At 49.0% G+C, this 18,337-nt stretch carries 13 protein-coding genes; 6 read left to right on the forward strand and 7 right to left on the reverse strand.

The genetic code is table 11. The features are described from left to right. The 4 genes from ACKFKH_RS12700 to ACKFKH_RS12715 form a co-directional block, all read left to right on the forward strand. Nucleotides 1–2,389: leucine-rich repeat protein (locus ACKFKH_RS12700; protein WP_446858668.1), on the forward strand; the 2,389-nt coding region annotated here is incomplete at its 5' end. A gap of 31 nt (nt 2,390–2,420) precedes the next feature. After that, a complete protein-coding gene (locus ACKFKH_RS12705) occupies nt 2,421–2,660 on the forward strand; it encodes a hypothetical protein (RefSeq protein WP_446858669.1) in 240 nt (79 codons plus the stop codon). After that, nucleotides 2,653–3,018, forward strand: coding sequence for a type II toxin-antitoxin system PemK/MazF family toxin (locus ACKFKH_RS12710; RefSeq protein ID WP_446858670.1), 366 nt, complete (start codon nt 2,653–2,655; stop codon nt 3,016–3,018). The genes ACKFKH_RS12705 and ACKFKH_RS12710 overlap by 8 nt, the downstream gene beginning before the upstream one ends. A 33-nt stretch (nt 3,019–3,051) precedes the next feature. Continuing rightward, nucleotides 3,052–3,276, forward strand: a complete 225-nt coding sequence (locus ACKFKH_RS12715) for a hypothetical protein (protein WP_446858671.1) — start codon at nt 3,052–3,054, stop codon at nt 3,274–3,276. A gap of 104 nt (nt 3,277–3,380) precedes the next feature. On the opposite strand, the gene clpB is transcribed toward ACKFKH_RS12715, so the two are convergent. Further along, nucleotides 3,381–6,005 carry an ATP-dependent chaperone ClpB gene (gene clpB / locus ACKFKH_RS12720; protein WP_446858672.1) on the reverse strand — a complete coding sequence of 875 codons (2,625 nt, stop codon included), beginning with the start codon at nt 6,003–6,005 and terminating at the stop codon, nt 3,381–3,383. Nucleotides 6,006–6,227: 222 nt separating this feature from the next. Then, complete coding sequence (locus tag ACKFKH_RS12725; protein ID WP_446858673.1) at nt 6,228–6,965, reverse strand: response regulator transcription factor; 738 nt, start codon at nt 6,963–6,965, stop codon at nt 6,228–6,230. Between the two features lie 1,096 nt (nt 6,966–8,061). On the opposite strand from ACKFKH_RS12725, the gene ACKFKH_RS12730 reads away from it, so the two are divergent. Together ACKFKH_RS12730 and ACKFKH_RS12735 are read left to right on the forward strand one after the other, a co-directional pair. Continuing rightward, the gene (locus ACKFKH_RS12730; protein WP_446858674.1) at nt 8,062–9,357 is read left to right on the forward strand and encodes an efflux RND transporter periplasmic adaptor subunit; all 1,296 of its coding nucleotides are present in this window, start codon (nt 8,062–8,064) and stop codon (nt 9,355–9,357) included. Then, on the forward strand, nt 9,357–12,644 hold the full coding sequence (locus ACKFKH_RS12735) for an efflux RND transporter permease subunit (protein ID WP_446858675.1): 3,288 nt from the start codon (nt 9,357–9,359) through the stop codon (nt 12,642–12,644). Before ACKFKH_RS12730 ends, ACKFKH_RS12735 begins: the two co-directional genes overlap by 1 nt. Before the next feature lie 205 nt (nt 12,645–12,849). Here ACKFKH_RS12735 and ACKFKH_RS12740 read toward each other — a convergent pair whose 3' ends face one another. The 5 genes from ACKFKH_RS12740 to ACKFKH_RS12760 form a co-directional block, all read right to left on the reverse strand. Next, on the reverse strand, nt 12,850–14,295 hold the full coding sequence (locus ACKFKH_RS12740; RefSeq protein ID WP_446858676.1) for a mechanosensitive ion channel domain-containing protein: 1,446 nt from the start codon (nt 14,293–14,295) through the stop codon (nt 12,850–12,852). Nucleotides 14,296–14,462: 167 nt separating this feature from the next. After that, nucleotides 14,463–15,263 carry a sulfite exporter TauE/SafE family protein gene (locus ACKFKH_RS12745; RefSeq protein WP_446858677.1) on the reverse strand — a complete coding sequence of 267 codons (801 nt, stop codon included), beginning with the start codon at nt 15,261–15,263 and terminating at the stop codon, nt 14,463–14,465. 88 nt (nt 15,264–15,351) lie between these two features. Next, nucleotides 15,352–15,828 carry an N-acetyltransferase family protein gene (locus ACKFKH_RS12750; protein ID WP_446858678.1) on the reverse strand — a complete coding sequence of 159 codons (477 nt, stop codon included), beginning with the start codon at nt 15,826–15,828 and terminating at the stop codon, nt 15,352–15,354. Further along, entirely contained in the window at nt 15,825–16,583 is a 759-nt protein-coding gene (locus tag ACKFKH_RS12755; RefSeq protein ID WP_446858679.1) for a class I SAM-dependent methyltransferase, read from the reverse strand. Before ACKFKH_RS12755 ends, ACKFKH_RS12750 begins: the two co-directional genes overlap by 4 nt. A gap of 234 nt (nt 16,584–16,817) precedes the next feature. Beyond that, complete coding sequence (locus tag ACKFKH_RS12760; RefSeq protein ID WP_446858680.1) at nt 16,818–18,053, reverse strand: LL-diaminopimelate aminotransferase; 1,236 nt, start codon at nt 18,051–18,053, stop codon at nt 16,818–16,820. Nucleotides 18,054–18,337 lie beyond the last annotated feature (284 nt).

Raw genomic sequence — 18,337 nt, forward strand, 5'->3', positions numbered from 1 at the left:
TCAAATCACCGTTATCCCGGACGCGATCGCTCAACTGTCCAATCTCACAGCGCTTCGCCTTAATAGCAACCAAATCACCGTTATCCCAAACGCGATCGCTCATCTGTCCAATCTCACAGCGCTTTATCTCTCTGACAATCAAATCACCGTTATCCCGGACGCGATTACTCAATTGCCCAATCTCACAGCGCTTGTCCTCAATAGTAACCAAATCACCGTTATCCCAGACGCGATCGCTCATCTGTCCAATCTCACAGAGCTTTATCTCTCTAACAATCAAATCACCGTTATCCCGGACGCGATCGCTCAACTGTCCAATCTCACAGCGCTTGTCCTCTCTCGCAATCAAATCACCGTTATCCCGGACGCGATCGCTCAACTGTCCAATCTCAAAAGACTTGTCCTAGAAGATAACCCCATCCAGAATCTGCCGCCTGAAATTATTCGCAAAGGCTGGGGGAAAACAATATTGGACGACGGTGAACCACAGATAATCTTCGCCTACCTCAAATCTGTTACTCAATCCGCCAATAAACGTCCTCTGAACGAATTAAAAGTTCTCCTTGTAGGCGAAGGCGATGTCGGCAAAACCTCACTCCTCAAACGGCTCACCCACAACACCTTCAACCCCAACGAAGCCAAAACCCCAGGCATCAACATCCAACCCTGTCCACTGCCCAACGGCGACCAAACCATCCAGCTAAACCTCTGGGACTTTGGCGGGCAGCGCGTCATGCACAGCACCCACCAATTCTTCCTCACCAGACGCAGCCTCTATCTCCTCGTCCTCGACAACCGCAAAAATGAACCGCAAAACCGCGTCGAATACTGGCTCAAGCTCATCGAAACCTACGGCGGCAACTCCCCCGTGATCATCATCGGCAACTGCTCAGACGAACACCCCCTGGAACTCAAAACTCGCACCCTCAAAAAGAAATACCCCCAAATCAAACAAGTCCTCTCCACCTCCTGCAAAACAGGCGACGGCATCGACCAACTCTGGCAAGCCATTACCAACCAGATCGACCAAATCCCCCACATCCGCGACCTCTTCCCCCAAGCCTGGTTTGACATCAAAACCGACCTCGAACAAATGCGAACCAGCTACGACTTCATCTCCTATGAGAGATATCAAACCCTCTGCACCCAAGCCGAAATCACCACCCCCCAAGACCAGGAAATCCTCGTCGAAGTCCTCCACGATCTCGGCATCGTCCTCAACTACCGCAAAGACCCCCGCCTCAACGAAACCAACGTCCTCAACCCCGAATGGGTCACCAGCGGCGTATACGACATCCTCAACAACCATGATCTGATGGTCAACAAAAAAGGCATCCTCGCCCTCCTCGACCTCAGCACCATCCTCAAACAACCCGATCGCTATCCCCAAAACAAACGCCCCTTCCTCATGGGACTGATGGAGAAGTTTGAACTCTGCTTTCCCCTCGACAGCTACAACGGCGATCGCTACCTCATCTCTGATCTATTACCGATCGACGAACCCGACGTAGACAGCTACGAAACCGCCCCGCTCCACTTCCAATATCACTACGACATTCTCCCCAGCAGCATCATCTCCCGCTTCATCGTCCGCAACCACACCCTAATTTACAAAACCATGCGCTGGCGAAGTGGAGTCGTTCTCACCCTCGACCACAGTAAAGCCCTCGTCCGCGCCGACGAAGAAGACAACATCATCAGCATCAAAGCCCAAGGCTCCCGCGCCAGTTCGCTCCTCACCACTATCCGCGCCGACTTCACCAAACTCCACACCAACCTTGCCGTCCAAGAATTCCTGGTGATTCGAGAAGTCGTCAACGACCACCCCACCGGACGAGAAGTGCCTGTCGATTACACCTACCTCTGCGACCTCGAACGCCAAGGCACACAAGAAGCCTCTCTCCCCCGCCTCAAAGGAACCTACAACCTCCGCAACCTCCTCGAAGGCGTAGAATCTCACTCCCAACGCCAAGACACCCTCGACGATCGCCTCGATCGCAGTCGCAAAACTCGCCTCGATCGTCCCCTCCGTCCTCTCCCTCCATCTCCGCAGCGTCCCGGTCTCGTCCCAACCAGTGTCTTAATGCTCGTTATTTTAGGAGTCGTCGCCGCGATTTTTGTCGCGATCGCCCACTACACTCCTGGATTGAATCTACTTGTGACTGTGACGGCGACTCTCATTGCCTTCGTTGTAGGCTTCATCTTCATCCTGAGAACCACAGGCATCATTGATAACACCACCTTTCAAGGAACCTTAGATGGTTTTTGGAAAGCCGTTTCCTCGCCGAAAGGTCAAGACTCAAAAGAGAAGGGCGATCGTAAGCTACCCCTCAAATCCGATGAGACCAAAGAACCGACTCAAACTACAAAATCGGACAAGATAAAATGAAGCAGCGCCATTGCGATAATTTATCTGCCTTATGAGCAAAGCTGAAGTCCTCAAAGCACTGCAACATCTCACTCCAGAAGAAACTTTAGAAGTCATCGAAGTCGCTTCCCGTCTTCTGCGTCAAAATATGGCTTCAAAAACGACTCCCGCCAAACTCAATCTAGTTCAAATTGCCGAACGGATGAAACCTTTCTACGAAGAAAGCAGCGAACTCACACAATGGACAGACGAAGATCCTGAAGACATCCAGGACTATCAAAACTATGCGTAGAGGCGAAATCTGGCTCTACAATGCCAACCCAACTCTTGGTGACGAAATCAGTAAGATCCGTCCTGCCATTATCGTAAATAACGATGCTATCGGCACCCTGCGGCTAAAAGTCGTTGTTCCCATCACAGGTTGGAACGAAGCCTTCTCTGAAGTTCCTTGGATGGTTTGCCTCACGCCCTCTCCCGAAAACCAACTAACCAAAGCTTCTGCTGCCGACACCTTCCAAGTACGATCGGTTTCACAACAACGGTTAATTCGGCAACTGGGTTTTGTGGATGATCTGACAATGCGATCGATCGGTCAAGGACTCGCACTGGTACTAAACCTAGACACTGACCAATCAGTTACCACACGATAAAACCTATATGTCCAGATATCCAGCGAGGGACTAATGCAAAATATCGCTTCCTCATCACCAGAACAGACGAGCGAACACCTCAGCCCCGTTGCCGCCAAAATGATGCTGGCTGCGTTTCCAGACCGAATTCAGCGATCGCTGTTAGCTCATGCTGCTGAAACAGGATATCCGATTGAGATGGTATTAAAAATGGCAATAGCTGGGTTTCTAGACAGCGAGTGTATCAACTTTGCCGACTGCAATCCAGAGTACGTTTAAAGCCTCTCGATCGGCATGGTTAGTTAGCTAACCTTTCAACTTGAAATAAAAAGGGGCGGAACGATGCCCACCCCAGTTCTTAGCTTTGATTTTCGGTCTTTGGTTTATTGAGTGGTTAGCACTTCAGAAGGCAAGCGGCGGAACTCCAACCGCTCAGTTTCACCGACATCGACGAAAATTGTGTCCCCTTCGCTAAATTCACCGCGTAGGATTGACTTCGCGATCGGCGTTTCCAATTCTCGCTGAATGGCTCGCTTGAGTGGACGGGCCCCAAATACCGGGTCGTAACCCACATCCGCCAAAAAGTCGAGGGCCGCATCCGATAGTTTGAGAGACATCTTACGATCGCTCAACCGCTCAGACAATCGCAGCGCCTGAATTTTGACAATCTCGCGCAGTTCTGATTTTTGGAGACTGTGAAAGATGATGATTTCGTCAATCCGATTCAAGAACTCTGGACGGAAGCTCGATCGCATCGCCTCCATGACTCGTGAGCGCATTTCTTCGTAGCGATCGTCGTCTCCCGCTAGATCCAGAATGTACTGCGACCCGATGTTGCTGGTCATGATGATGATCGCGTTTTTAAAGTCCACGGTTCGACCTTGTGAGTCGGTGACGCGCCCATCGTCGAGAATTTGTAGCATCACATTGAATACGTCAGGATGCGCTTTCTCAATTTCGTCAAACAAAATCACCGAGTAAGGACGACGACGAACGGCTTCGGTCAACTGTCCGCCTTCTTCATAGCCAACGTATCCAGGAGGCGCACCGATGAGACGCGAGACGGCGTGTTTCTCCATATATTCGGACATGTCGATGCGTACCATTGCCTCTTCGGTGTCAAACAGGTAAGCGGCGAGCGCTTTGGCAAGTTCAGTTTTGCCTACACCAGTTGGGCCTAAGAAGATAAAGCTGGCCGTGGGTTTGTTGGGGTCAGCAAGACCGGCCCGCGATCGCTGAATCGCATCCGCCACCGCTGTCACCGCTTCGTCTTGACCGATCACGCGATGATGCAGTTCGTCTTCTAAGGTCAACAGCTTTTGCATTTCTGACTCGACCAGTTTACTAAGCGGAATGCCCGTCCACTTGGAAATGATTTCTGCAATATCGGATTCGGTGACTTCGTTCCGCAGCAGTGATTTACCGCTCTTTTGGGTTTGGGCGAGTTGGTCTTCAATTTCTTGAAGCTGGCGATTGAGACTGGTCAGAGTGCCATATTTCAACTCGGCCGCTCGGTTCAAATCGTAGTCGCGCTCGGCTTGCTGAATTTCAGTATCGACGCGATCGATTTCTGCCTTCAACTCCTGTAGTTTGTCGCTTACGCCCTGTTCGGCTTGCCATTGAGCGTTAAAACGGCTTTGCTCTTCTTTGAAGTCAGCGAGTTCTCGTTCGATGCGATCCAGTCGTTCTAGAGATGCTCGATCAGTCTCTTTTTGCAGCGACAGTCCCTCCATCTCCAGTTGAATAATCTTGCGATTGACTTCATCCAATTCGTCGGGTTTAGAAGTCTTTCCAATGTTCAGTTTGGCAGCAGCTTCATCAACCAGATCGATTGCCTTATCGGGAAGGAAGCGATCGCTAATATACCGAGTCGAAAGCGTCGCCGCCGCCACCAGTGCAGAGTCAGAAATTGTGACCCCGTGATGAACTTCATAGCGACCTTTTAAGCCGCGCAAAATCGAGATTGTATCTTCGACACTAGGCTGATCAATATAAACCTGCTGAAACCGACGTTCTAGCGCCGCGTCTTTCTCAATGTACTTGCGATACTCGTCCAAGGTCGTCGCCCCGATGCAGCGCAGTTCACCTCTGGCCAACATCGGCTTCAAAAGGTTTCCGGCATCCATTGCGCCCTGTGTAGCACCTGCGCCAACGACAGTATGAATCTCGTCGATAAAGAGAATGATCTGTCCATCAGAGTCGAGTACTTCTTTGAGAACTGCTTTCAATCGCTCCTCAAATTCACCACGATACTTTGCGCCCGCGATTAGAGAACCCATGTCCAGCGTGATTAATCTACGGCCCTTGAGAGATTGAGGGACATCTTCCTTGATGATTCGTTGAGCTAAACCTTCGGCGATCGCCGTCTTCCCAACTCCAGGTTCACCAATCAGAACGGGATTGTTTTTTGTCCGACGCGACAGAATCTGGATAGTACGGCGAATCTCATCATCGCGCCCAATCACCGGGTCGAGTTTGCCTTCTCGCGCATACTGAGTCAGATCGCGTCCGTATTTCTCTAAAGATTCGTACTTGCCTTCGGGGTTTTGATCCGTCACCTTTTGACTTCCTCTAATTTGGACGATCGCATCTCTTAGTTTAGTGTCGTCTAATTTGAATTCTGAAAACAGAACCTTCCCAAAGCGATCATCTTTGGCGTAGGCCAGCAGCAGGTGTTCGATAGAAATAAAATCATCCTCAAACTGTTTGCGCGAGTCTTCTGCCCGATCGAGCAGCACATCCATACTGCGACCGAGATAAACAGAACTGCCGCTCCCAGAGATTTTTGGCTGCTTTTTGATGAATTCGTCCGCCCGATCGCGCAGTTGCTGCACCTTGATTCCCAACTTGTTAAACACGCTCGTGGCAAGCCCATCTTGCTCCAGCAGTGCCTTCATTAAGTGTTCGGTTTCGATTTGCTGCTGATTGGCTTCTTTGACGATTTCCGGGGTGCGAACGATCGCTTCCCAGGCTTTCTCTGTAAATTGATTGGGGTTGGTTGGCTGCATCGCGTCCCCCTCTACCTATAACGTTCTAACTTGATACAGCCATTGTAGAGAAGTCAACGGATTCGTGACAGATCGGAGTTCACACCTTTTGGGTAGTCCTTCCCGAAGAGCGCTTGTTCTGGCAGGTCATAATCAAGGAATCGAATTTGAAGATGGGCAGGTTGTCAATGAGCCAAATTGATCATGCAGCAATGACTGATCAGCAAAAGGCACCTGAAGCGTTTAGCCCAACCGATAGCCAAATCCGCGCACAGTGATGATGTATTGAGGAGAACTCGGATCAATTTCTAGCTTCTCTCTGAGCCAGCGAATGTGTACATCTACCGTTTTAGGATCGCTCATCGATTGCAGACCCCAGACTCGCTCTAAAAGCTGATCGCGTGAAAAAACTCGGCGCGGATTTTGCATGAATAACTCTAGCAGCGTGTACTCTTTGGGCGACAGATTGACCTGTTGATCTCGCACCGTCACTTTGTATTCTTGTAGATAGAGGGTGATGTCTTGAAACTGAAGCGTTGACTGTTCTGACGCAATGGATTGAGTGCGCGACGATCGCCGCAACAACACTCGACAACGCGCAATTAATTCCCGCAGTCCAAACGGTTTGGCGAGATAATCATCGGCTCCAATTTCTAGCCCGACGACCACATCCATTTCGGTTCCTCGCGCACTGAGAATGAGAATTGGGGTGAGGTTTCCCTGTTGGCGAAGAATACGGCAAACATCCAGCCCATTCACGTAGGGCAACATCAGATCGAGAATGATCAGGTCGATCGCGCTAGATCCATCTTCTCGCGTCGCAGCACTGATCACCAAATCAAGCGCCTGACGACCGTCTTCAGCGGTGATCACTTGATAGCCCTCTTCTCGTAGAGCAGTCGCGATCGTTTCCCGAATAACGGCTTCATCTTCGACAACTAGAATACAGGGGGATGATTGAGAGGCTCCGAACGATCGCATAAAGTTATCGAATACCGCAGTTTTAGCAACTCAGGTTGGGTTAGAAAATCTGTTCAGGCTTCCTGAAGTGCAAACCAAATTTTGAAGATAAAGTAGACTGCGGCTAATTGACTCCTGTTTTGAAAAGACAACGCAAACGATTTTTATCACCTACAACATTCAACATTAAATAGAGATTGAATGAATCTAACCATCAAAACAATAAACAAATCAGGAACTTAGCAGGTTAAATCTGATTAAAGATTGGGTTAAACCCATTTTCTTATCAATTCGTGCGGGCGATGGCTACCCTGGAGTTAACATCAATTTGATTAAAAACTTCGCTTTGTTGGTGAGATCTGCTGCCTCCCAAGCTGCCAATTTTGGGGAACTTTTGGACAAGACTCTGTTCATCGTTCTCTATTGAGAGATGTCTCTGAATCGATCGTTGCAGCCAAGTATCTTATCGAATTCAGATGAGTTTAGATGAATGATGGTGGAGTAAAAAGTTAATTCGTATAAAACGCATTCTGATAGAGGTCTGATACACAAGTGATGATGCTGGTGTGATTCAGAATGACGTTAGTTTCTTTTGGTCGATCGCTTCATTTAGCGATTCGTTTCTTCAACACGACGACAAAACTTTCCTACGTTCAAAAACACGCCAGAATCATCACTAAGGAATGAGAATTAAATAACTTCGACAATTGTAGAGTCTCGGATCGCCCTCCTCACGAAGTGGGGCGAAGCCCTCGCCAACCCTTCTCCCTCGTTTCAGGCGGCTTCAGCCCCCTAAATCCCCCAGAATGGGGGACTTTGACAAAGGAAAGATTTCCAAAGTTCAAAGCCAGGACAACGGCTCAAAGTCCCCCATTTTTGGGGGATTTAGGGGGCGAAAGATCTCAGCAATGACAGATCGATCGACTTGTGTGTACACGGCAGCTCCTTGGGGAGAGGGCTAGGGTGAGGGTGAAATTTCGGAGTTATTTAATCCACGATCCTAACGGCTTCTTTGATCTCTGCCTTATTACAGATTGAAGTGCTAATGATTACACCTTACTCTGTGAGTGAAGTTTTATAAAGAGCCATCTCATTTGTGAGAACTGGGAGCTTCCCTATGAGCCAGACTACTCGATCGCAGAAATTAGCTCCTCCGGTTCCGATTATTCTCGTGATGCTGTTGGGTTTGGCAGGCTGTAACGGTTTTCCTAGAGCGGAGGCAGAAACACAGGCCCGACCTGCGGGCGAAAAAGCAACGGCTGTCGATGTCGCGATCGCTCGTTCTGATTCGCTACAAAAACGACTGGAATATACCGGAACGACCAAACCCATTCGAGAAGTCTCAGTACGATCGCAGGTCGAAGGCCAGCTTCTCAGCCTGAATGCCGATGTGGGCGATCGCGTGCGGCAAGGTCAAACCCTGGGACGATTGGATGATGCATTACTAAGATCTGCCGTGCGTCAAGCCGAAGCAGAATTAGCCGCCCAAGAATCAGAAGTCGATCGGGCCCTCGCAGACGTAATCGAAGCTCGGACTCAAGCCGGAAGCGCCCAGGCAGAACTTCAACAAGCCCAGGCAGATGCAGCCCGTGCCAGCAGATTAGCGCGAGAAGGAGCCATTCCCACTCAAGAAGCAGAACAGGCGCAAACCGAAGCCCGCACCGCACTCCAGGCACTACGATCGGCTCAGGCGCAAATCGGGGCCAGAGAGCGATCGGTGGCCACGGCTCAAAAAAGGGTGGCAGCCCAACAAGCCGCTGTCAATCAAGAAGCCGAACGCCAGTCTTACACCACGCTAACTTCTCCCGTTACCGGGTCGGTTTTACAGCGAGTGACAGAGCCAGGAAATCTTGCTCAAGCGGGAACTGAGATTTTGAGGGTAGGAGATTTCAGCCAGGTCAAAATTGCGGTTCAGGTGTCAGAGTTAGAACTGGGAAATATTCGAGTTGGGCAGCCTGTACAGGTGCGGCTAGATGCCATTCCCAATCAGGAGTTTGTCGGCAGAGTCACCCGCATTTCTCCGGACGCTGACGCAACGGCGCGACTGATTCCCATCGAAGTGACCATTCCCAACACAGGGTCAAGAATCGGAAGTGGATTACTGGCGCGAGTCGATTTTTCACAGTCTGAAACCCAGCGCGTCGTCGTTCCTCAAACCGCAGTGCAAACAGCAGAAGGACAAAAAGAGGAACCAGAAAAAAGCACCACTGCAACCCTATTTACAATCCAAAAAGAAGGCGATCGTTCACAAGTGGTGGCGCGATCGGTCAAACTGGGCAAACGCACCAACGGACAGGTTGAAATTCTGTCGGGACTCAAGCCTGGAGAGACGTTTGTGGCTCGGAGCAGTCAGCCGCTCAAAGATGGTCAAGTAGTGCGAACGAGTGTAATTTCTGAGCAGGAGCGATCATAATGCAGACCCCTCAATCGGGCTTTAGTCTTAGTGGCATTGCAATTCGTCAACATATTGGCACCCTGATGCTGACATTGGCAGTGATTGTGATGGGGTTCTTCTTTATTTCGACGCTTCAGGTTGATCTGTTGCCTTCGATTACTTATCCGCGAATTGGGGTGAGAGTCAACGCGCCGGGGATTTCTCCCGAAGTTGCTGTTGATGAAGTGACGAAGCCTTTAGAGGAAGCGCTTTCGGCGACAGAGGGCGTGGTGCAGGTCTATTCTCAAACGCGAGAAGGGCAAGTCAGCGTCGATTTGTTTTTTCGACCGGGTGGAAATATTGACCAGGCATTAAATGATGCAACGGCAGCTTTTAACCGAGCCAGAGGCAGATTGCCGGATACGATCGAAGACCCGACGCTATTCAAAGTAGACCCCTCCCAGCTTCCTGTTTATGAGTTAGCGCTGACTTCTGAATCTCTACGAGACGTGGATTTGCGCGTGTTTGCTGACGAAGAATTGGCGCGTGAATTGGGCGTAGTTGCGGGTGTGGCGGCGGTAGATGTGTCGGGTGGCATTGAGGAAGAAGTGCGGGTCAAGGTAGATCTCGATCGCCTTCAGGCTCAAGGCGTTGGGCTAACTGACGTGCTGAACGAACTGACAGACACCAATCAAGACATCTCAGGCGGGCGGATTTTGGGCAGTAACTCTGAACCCTTGACTCGTACAATCGGGCGATTTCAAAACGCTCAACAGCTTGAAAATCTCTCCTTTGCGGTCGGCAATTCTAGCGGTACTCAGGCCTCCGATTCAACCAACGCTCAAGCGAATACTCAAAGTAATACTCAAACCAACGATCGCCGCGTCTATCTAAGAGACTTTGCAGAGGTGATCGACGGGACAGCAGAACAGCGAGTTTTTGCGTCATTAAATGGGTCGCCAGCCGTCAAAATTAGCGTTCAGAAGCAGCCAGAAGCGAATACGATCGAGGTGGTTGAAGGAGTCAAGAAACGGATCGAAGAACTGCGTCAGTCTCGGCTGATTCCTGAAGATGTGACGTTGACCTCAACGCTGGATGAATCTGTTTTCATTCGCGATGCCATTTCCAACGTGGCGACTTCTGGATTAATTGGGGCAGGATTAGCCGCGATCGCCGTTCTATTATTTTTGGGTTCGCTTCGCCAAACGTTTATTATCGTTTTAGCGATTCCCTTAGCGACGTTGGCAGCAATCATCATGATGGGATTATTTGGTTTATCGCTGAATATTTTTAGTTTAGGGGGACTGGCGCTAGGCGTTGGGATTGTTGTAGACAACTCGATCGTCATGCTCGAAAACATTGCAGAAGGGGCGGGCATGACACCCGGAAAAGACACGCGGACGCGGCTCACCTCTCGGCAATTGATTCAGCAGGCGGCTCAAAGTAGCCGAGAAGTGGAGTCTGCATTAATTGCTTCGACCAGTACCAACCTTGTTGCAGTTTTGCCATTTCTGCTAATCGGCGGATTCATCGCGCTACTGTTCAACGAATTGATTTTAACCATTAGCTTTTCTGTGGCCGCTTCGATTCTCATTGCTGTAACCGTTGTGCCCATGTTGACTTCTCGATTGTTGGCCATTCGCTGGTCGAGTCGGGTGGGAGAGTTTTGGCTGTTAAGGCAGTTTAATCGGCGGTTTGAAGATGCGACACGCGGCTATGGTGGGCTGCTGCATCGAGCGCTACGATCGCGCTGGCTAGTTATCGGTTTGACAGTCCTGATTTTGGGCGGCAGCAGTTTTTGGATGGTGGGCCAGATTCCTCAAGAAATTCTGCCCCGCATCAACACCGGACAAGCCAATCTGATTGCTCAATTTCCGCCCGGTACGCCGCTTGAAACCAATCGTAAAGTCATGAAAGCGACGGACAAAATTCTGCGCGCTCAACCGGAAACAGAGTACGTTTTCTCGACGATTGGCGGCTTTCTATTTGGCAGCAATACCAGTGAAAATCCGTTGCGAAGTTCCAGTACGATCACGCTCAAACCGGGGACAGATGTCGCTGCTTATGTAGCAAAAGTCACCCGCGAGTTGAATCGATTAAATCTGGTGGACATTCGGCTGCGGTTGAGTCCAGGTCAGGTGCGCGGGGTGATTTTGAGTAACTCACCTGTTAGAGGGGCAGAAATTGATGTGCTGCTGCAAGGAGAAGACGAGCGAACTCTGAACCAAGCTGGGCGGCAGGTTTTGCAAGCTTTGGAACAACAGGCGACTTTGGCAAGTTTTCGACCCGACGCGGATCAACGTCAGCCAGAAGTACAAATCATCCCAGATTCAGAACGCTTAACGGCTCTAGGTTTAAACACTCAAGACATTGGGGATACGATTCAAACAGCGATTACTGGAACAGTCCCCACACAATTGCAGCGAGGAAACCGTTTGGTTGATGTGCGAGTGCAGTTGGATCAAGACTCCATTCGCAGTCCTGCTCAACTAGAACGGCTGCCACTATTCACTGAAAACAATCGTCAGATTCGGCTCTCAGATGTTGCGAGCATTCAAGAAGGACAAGCTCCCGGACAGGTACAACGCATTAATCAGAGACAGGTATTTGCGATCGCCGGAAACCTCACCGAAAATGCCAGTTTAGGAGAAGCGCTGGCTCAAGTTAATCAGGTGCTTCGATCTGTTAACTTGCCTCAAGGCGTGAGTGTGTTACCCAGTGCTGCGGCAGAAAGTAACCAACAGCTACAGTCCTCACTTCCCATTCTGGGCGGATTGGCAGCGTTCCTGGTGTTTGTCGTCATGGCGGTACAGTACAATTCCTTGATTGATCCTTTAGTGATCATGCTGACGATTCCTTTAGCGTTGGCGGGCGGAATTTTGGGATTGTATGTCACCAAGACTTCGATCGGTGCTACTGTAATCGTCGGCGCAGTTTTATTGGTTGGGATTGTCGTCAACAATGCGATCATTATGGTCGAACTTGCCAATCAGATTCGTGATCGCACGGGTGTCGATCGACGCACTGCCATTCTAGAAGCGGCTCCTCAACGATTGCGTCCCGTTCTTATGACCACTATCACAACCGTACTGGGGATGTTTCCGTTGGCGTTGGGTGTCGGTCAGGGTGGCGAATTTTTGCGTCCCCTGGGGATCGTCGTATTCTCAGGACTATCCCTCGCCACGTTACTGACGCTATTCATCATTCCTTGTTTTTATGTGTTGTTACACGAGTTATTCCACTGGCGATCGAGACGAAAACCCCCCGCCCTTGAGGAGATCGAAAGTAGTGAGCGATCGCCCGAAAAAGAGAAAGATTTAGTTTAATGGCAGTTCGATGAAATCTTTCGCTACGGTTGATAATCCGGGCAGCCCCCTAAATCCCCCACGAGTAGGGGACTTTGAACGAGAAATATTGTCTCAAAGTCCCCCAAAATTGGGGGGTTGGGGGGCAGAAGTGCTGAATAACGAAGCGAGAAAACTACATCGAATTCACGTTAGTTTAGTGACAGTTAGAGAAAGCGATCGGCTTCTAGAGTTCAAACAGCATTTTTAACCGTTTACGAATCCAGACGATCGGGTTCTGTTCGATATCGACTTCATCGAGGAGATCTAAATCTTTGAGAAGCTGTTGTCTCTGGGTCAATTCTTGTTGGCGCTCGGCTAACCTTTGAGCAATTAAGTCAGCAAGCCCGCGATGATTGGCTAATAATTTTTGCATTCCGACTTGACTGACTACAAAAAGTACCGTGTCTTCTAAAGCGCGGACGGTTGCAGTGCGACGAATGCCCAACAGTAAAGACAATTCACCAAAAAAGTCACCGACATGCAGCGTTGTTAAATGCTTGTTGGCTCGTTCAGAAAACACCTCGATCGACCCTGAGAGAATGATATAAAACGAATCTCCTGGCTCATTTTCTCGGACAATTATTGAGTTTGCATCAAAGGTTTGACGATAGCCTTGTTGGATAAGCTGTAGCAAATTGAGGTCAGTAAAGGTCTCAAAATAGCTCACTTGTCTGAGCAGTTGGCGCAGCGTTGACGGTTGCGAATAATAAGGAAGCGGCTCATTTAGGGTTGTCGCCATTTCACTAAAGTCTGTCTCATCAAAGTTTGGTGTAGCAGATGAGCGAATCGGGCGAAGCGACAAAACCTGACTGTTACTAAAGGCTCGAATTCCCTGTTGGCGAAACTCATATTCGATCGCAAATCTCAACCCACTGGCGATCGGGTCTTTAAATTTTGGTTGATTAATCCACACTAATAACTCCAAGCAGACCGTGCCATCTCCAAAGTCTTGTAGCCACACTTCTGGCGCAGGATTACTCAAGACTCTCGATTCCATATAAGCTGTTTTGAGCAGCAGTTCTGTCACCAGCAGCAAATCCGTTTCTTCAGCTACGCCAACTAGAATGCGAAGCCGACATTTGGGATCTTGGTGACTCCAATTAACGATTTTGTTGACGATGAAATTAAGATTAGGAACGATCACAGAAACGCCGTCATTCGTCTGGATCATGGTGGAGCGAATCGAAATTTTTTGCACCGTTCCGGTTAGTCCATCGACCTCTACAAAGTCTCCGACCTTAATCGGTTGCTCAAATAAAAGAGTCAGCCCGCTGATGAAATTTTTTGCTAATTCTTGCAGCCCAAAGCCTAAGCCGATGCCCAATCCACCCGCCAAAAATGTCAGCGAGTTGAGGTTAACGCCTGCCGTTTGTAAGATAATCACAAATCCGATCGCAGCAGCACTATAGCTAATAATAGCCGCGATCGCTTCTCGACTGCCTTCATCGAGTCCCATCTTAAAAAGAATCCGCTTTCTCAACCAGTTTCGCAGCAAACGCGCCAAAATTGAGGTGACGATCGCTGACCCAATCAGAGTAGCGATTAAGCCCAGCGATGCAATACTCTCTCCACCTCGCATGGGCGCTCCTTGAGACAAATCAAATAAATCAGCAAAAGAGACGAATTGCACAATTCTACTCAGCAGATTGGGGGACAAATGAGATGGACAACAGTAGACTGAACTCAACTGTAATGCGCTGAGACTCGGTTGGCAAATCACGGGTTTAATCAGTACAAGTGAATTAATGCCAATTCAACGCTGTAAAAAGAGTCTGGATATGAGCAGATGAATCTTGTTTAATAGACAGGGTGATACCAGAAAAAATATGCTGTAATGCTAGAGCTAACGCCGATAATAAAGTAGCGAATCAGTAAAGGATCAATTTGACGCGCAAAATAAGCACTACTGTAACCACCAAGCAATGCCCCGATCGCCATCACACCCATCGATTTCCAGACAATCGTGCCTGCCAAACTGAAGTTGATGATTGCCGCCGCATTGATGCAGGTTGCCAGCCAGTTTTTCCAGCCGTTCATAGTGTGAATTGTGTCGAGTCCCATCAGTTCTAGAACGGACAGCATGAGAATGCCGCCCCCGCCCCCATAAAACCCACCATAGACCGCGATCGCAAACTGAAGCAAGACAATCACACCCAATGGAATCTGAATTCTGGCAGAATGATTTCTTTGTTTTTCTAGCCTCTGTTTTTCTAGCCATTTTGTGAGGGGATGAGCGATCGCAACCAACACCGTCGCAGTCAGCATCAGGTAAGGAATTAGAAATTCAAAAGCAGCTTGAGGAGTATGCAGCAGCAAATAGGAACCCCAAACGCCACCTACAATGCTAACCACGCTGAGAAGCAAAAATTGTGTTTTTTGGAATGGCAATTCTCGACGGTAGGCAACGCTGCTGGCAACGGTTCCGAACCACAAAGCGGCCGCATTAGTTGCATTCGCCGCGATCGGAGGAATCCCTGTCATGATCAACGCTGGAAACCCGATCAAACCACCGCCTCCTGCAAGTCCATTCATCACGCCTGCGAATACACCAGCACTCACTAAAAACAACGCTGACGGTAATGATAATGGGTCAGTCATCTACTTATTTTTGGTGTAGGGTTTCAATGAAGGCTTTTCGCTTTGCTGTTAGCATCTTCTGCTCCCCAACCCTTCATTCTGGGGGACTTTAAGACAGGTTAGGTGCCCAGTTAAGGAGACAACGATTTCCGGTTTGCTCAATGACAGTTGCGCCCAGACGTTTATAGAATTGCAGTCCGCGATCGTTCCTCGCATCCGCATTCCAGGCAAGATGAGTGCAATGGTTTTCTTGAGCAATCTGTACAAGATGATTCATTAAGGCGGCTCCTGCACCTTGACTTCTCATCGCTTCATCTACATACAAATCGTCTAGCCAAATACTCGGCTGTCCTGCAAACGACGAGTAGCGAAATCCATATAAATCAAACCCGATCGCAACCCCCGAAACCTCTGCAAACAACACATAGGAAAAAGGGCAACAACCAAACAGCGTCTTGTATATTTTTTCTTCAGACGATCGCAGATGACCAGAAAAAGCACCCATGTTGCGATCGAACTCAACCTTCTTTTTTAGAAACGCAAAAATCAATGACACATCGCTGGAAGTTGCTACTCTCACGTTCATAAAGTCCCCCGTTTGACTGCAATGATGCGAAGCCTGCGATAGTCTGCTGTCCAGTGGTCTGTCTTGTAAAGGGTGGGACGCAATTCCTGCTCGACTGACTGAATCACCTGCAAACGCGCCTCATCTGAGAGCTTTTCTAAAAATCGACTGGCAAACATTTGTAGCCAATTTGCTAACCCATCTTCGCCCGTTAAGGGAGTGGGGCGATCGAACAACACTGCATAGGTCACATCAAATCCGTGTTGCTCTAATCGAGTCGTGTACTCGGCAATGCTCGGAAAGTACCAGTGATCAGAAGGCGTTGAGTGAATCGTTTCCAGGGCGTGATAAAGTGCCCGCACGATCGCTTGTACGTTTCTTTTTCCGCCAAATTCTGCTACAAATCGGCCGCCCGATCGCAGCGCGTGGTAGACACTTTGAATTACACTGTCAGGGTTAGAAATCCAGTGTAGGACAGCGTTTGAGAAGACGGCATCAAAGGGACGATCGACTTGAAAACTCTGAGCATCTGCAACCAAAAATTTGAGGTCGGGGTAGTTGTGCTGGGCAGTCTCGATCATGGTGGGCGAGCGATCGACTCCGACAACTTGAGCGTGAGTTGCGATCTGCTGTGTGAGTTGTCCGGTGCCACATCCCAAATCGAGAATTCGTTCTCCAGATTGGGGTGATAGCAATTCTATCAGTGATTCTCCAGATTGCCAGACGAATGCATGTCTGCTTTCATAGAGGTTAGCGTTCCATTGGTTTCTTAGCATTGTTTTAGAGCGATCGAGTCATTCTCTCTAGCGTTCTCAGAATTGTTTTCTGTTGATAACTCTTACGATACGCAACTCAATCATGAATGTCCAATATATATTTCACACTCAACTAATACTTAAAAAATATGAGTCATACCTTGTATGTTTTCTGATACAAGCAAAGATCCCCAATTCTTTGAAGAAATCAGGGATCTCACTGCGGTTCGATCGCGCTAAAAATGACTGGAACAGTTAAACTTTGAACTTATCAGAAATCCGCTTCATCGCTTCTTCGACATTCTCGCGGCTGTTAAAAGCTGAAATGCGGAAGTAGCCTTCACCTGCGGCACCAAAGCCCGATCCAGGCGTTCCGACGACATTTGTGCTGTGCAACAACTTATCAAAAAAGTCCCAGCTTGACAGCCCGTTGGGAGTCTGAACCCACACATAGGGCGCATTGGTTCCCCCGTAAACCTTTAAGCCTGCTGCCGTCAGTTGTTTGCGAATGATTTTGGCGTTTTCCATGTAGAAGCTGACGAGCGCCTGGATTTGCGCTTTTCCTGCCTCTGAGTAGACGGCCTCGGCTCCCCGCTGGACAATATAAGACACGCCGTTAAACTTGGTCGATTGACGACGATTCCACAGTTTCCAGAGTTCTACATCTGAGCCGTCTTTGGCTTTAGCAGTCAAGGTTTTGGGTACCACCGTCAGAGCGCAGCGAGTCCCCGTAAAGCCTGCATTTTTGGAGAACGATCGAAACTCGATCGCACAGTCTCTCGCCCCTTCAATCTCATAAATCGAGTGAGGCAAACTAGAGTCAGTAATAAAGGCTTCATAAGCTGCATCAAAAAAGATGATTGATCCATGCGCTTTTGCATAATCAACCCACGCTTGCAGATGTTCTTTAGTCGCCGTTGCGCCTGTCGGATTGTTGGGAAAACACAGATAAATCAGATCAACTTTTTGAGCAGGAATCTGAGCCGTAAAGTTGTTGTCTGCGGTAATCGGCAAATAGACAAACCCATCATACTCACCCTTTTCGTTGGCATCGCCTGTGTGACCCGCCATCACATTGGTATCAACATAAACTGGATAAACTGGATCAGTAACCGCGATCGTATTGTCATCGCCAAAGATATCCAAAATATTGCCAGAGTCGCACTTTGAGCCATCAGAAATAAAGATCTCAGAAGCGTCAATCTCACAGCCGCGCGATCGAAAGTCATGTTCTGCAATTTTCTCACGCAGCCAAGCGTAGCCTTGTTCAGGCCCATAGCCCTTAAAAAGGGAGCGATCGCCCATATCTCCGATCGCTTGGGTCATCGCAGTCCGGCAAGCTTCGGGTAACGGTTCTGTGACATCTCCAATTCCCAAACGAATAATTTTGGCATCTGGGTTTGAGTCTGCAAACGCATTCACCCGTCGCGCAATCTCTGGAAACAGGTAGCCCGCTTTGAGCTTCAGGTAATTGTCATTGATAGTGGCCATAAGTCGATCGCTACGAACGTTGTACAACAGCTTACCGCAGCGCTATAGGCCTGATGATAGACCTTGCAGAATTTGGTCTGGACTCTGAACTTCACCAGGAAAAATAAAGCCCTTCAGAATTGGCAGCTTGGGAGGCAGAAGCGCTGAACACCGTAGCGAGAAAACTTCATCAAATTCACGTTAATGAATGCCCATTAATTGAGAGTATTGATATTAGACGACTAAAAATCAAGGCGTTGCTGATTGGAGGGATGAATCTGTGAGAAGTGTCCATCTTTTCGCCC

Source organism: Phormidesmis sp. 146-20, from assembly GCF_052939475.1.

Bases quoted from the DNA above. Each gene is read 5' to 3' on its own strand.
- ACKFKH_RS12705 (WP_446858669.1), top strand. From the start codon at position 2,421: ATGAGCAAAGCTGAAGTCCTCAAAGCACTGCAACATCTCACTCCAGAA.
- ACKFKH_RS12710 (WP_446858670.1), top strand. From the start codon at position 2,653: ATGCGTAGAGGCGAAATCTGGCTCTACAATGCCAACCCAACTCTTGGT.
- ACKFKH_RS12715 (WP_446858671.1), top strand. From the start codon at position 3,052: ATGCAAAATATCGCTTCCTCATCACCAGAACAGACGAGCGAACACCTC.
- clpB (WP_446858672.1), bottom strand. From the start codon at position 6,005: ATGCAGCCAACCAACCCCAATCAATTTACAGAGAAAGCCTGGGAAGCG.
- ACKFKH_RS12725 (WP_446858673.1), bottom strand. From the start codon at position 6,965: ATGCGATCGTTCGGAGCCTCTCAATCATCCCCCTGTATTCTAGTTGTC.
- ACKFKH_RS12730 (WP_446858674.1), top strand. From the start codon at position 8,062: ATGAGCCAGACTACTCGATCGCAGAAATTAGCTCCTCCGGTTCCGATT.
- ACKFKH_RS12735 (WP_446858675.1), top strand. From the start codon at position 9,357: ATGCAGACCCCTCAATCGGGCTTTAGTCTTAGTGGCATTGCAATTCGT.
- ACKFKH_RS12745 (WP_446858677.1), bottom strand. From the start codon at position 15,263: ATGACTGACCCATTATCATTACCGTCAGCGTTGTTTTTAGTGAGTGCT.
- ACKFKH_RS12750 (WP_446858678.1), bottom strand. From the start codon at position 15,828: ATGAACGTGAGAGTAGCAACTTCCAGCGATGTGTCATTGATTTTTGCG.
- ACKFKH_RS12755 (WP_446858679.1), bottom strand. From the start codon at position 16,583: ATGCTAAGAAACCAATGGAACGCTAACCTCTATGAAAGCAGACATGCA.
- ACKFKH_RS12760 (WP_446858680.1), bottom strand. From the start codon at position 18,053: ATGGCCACTATCAATGACAATTACCTGAAGCTCAAAGCGGGCTACCTG.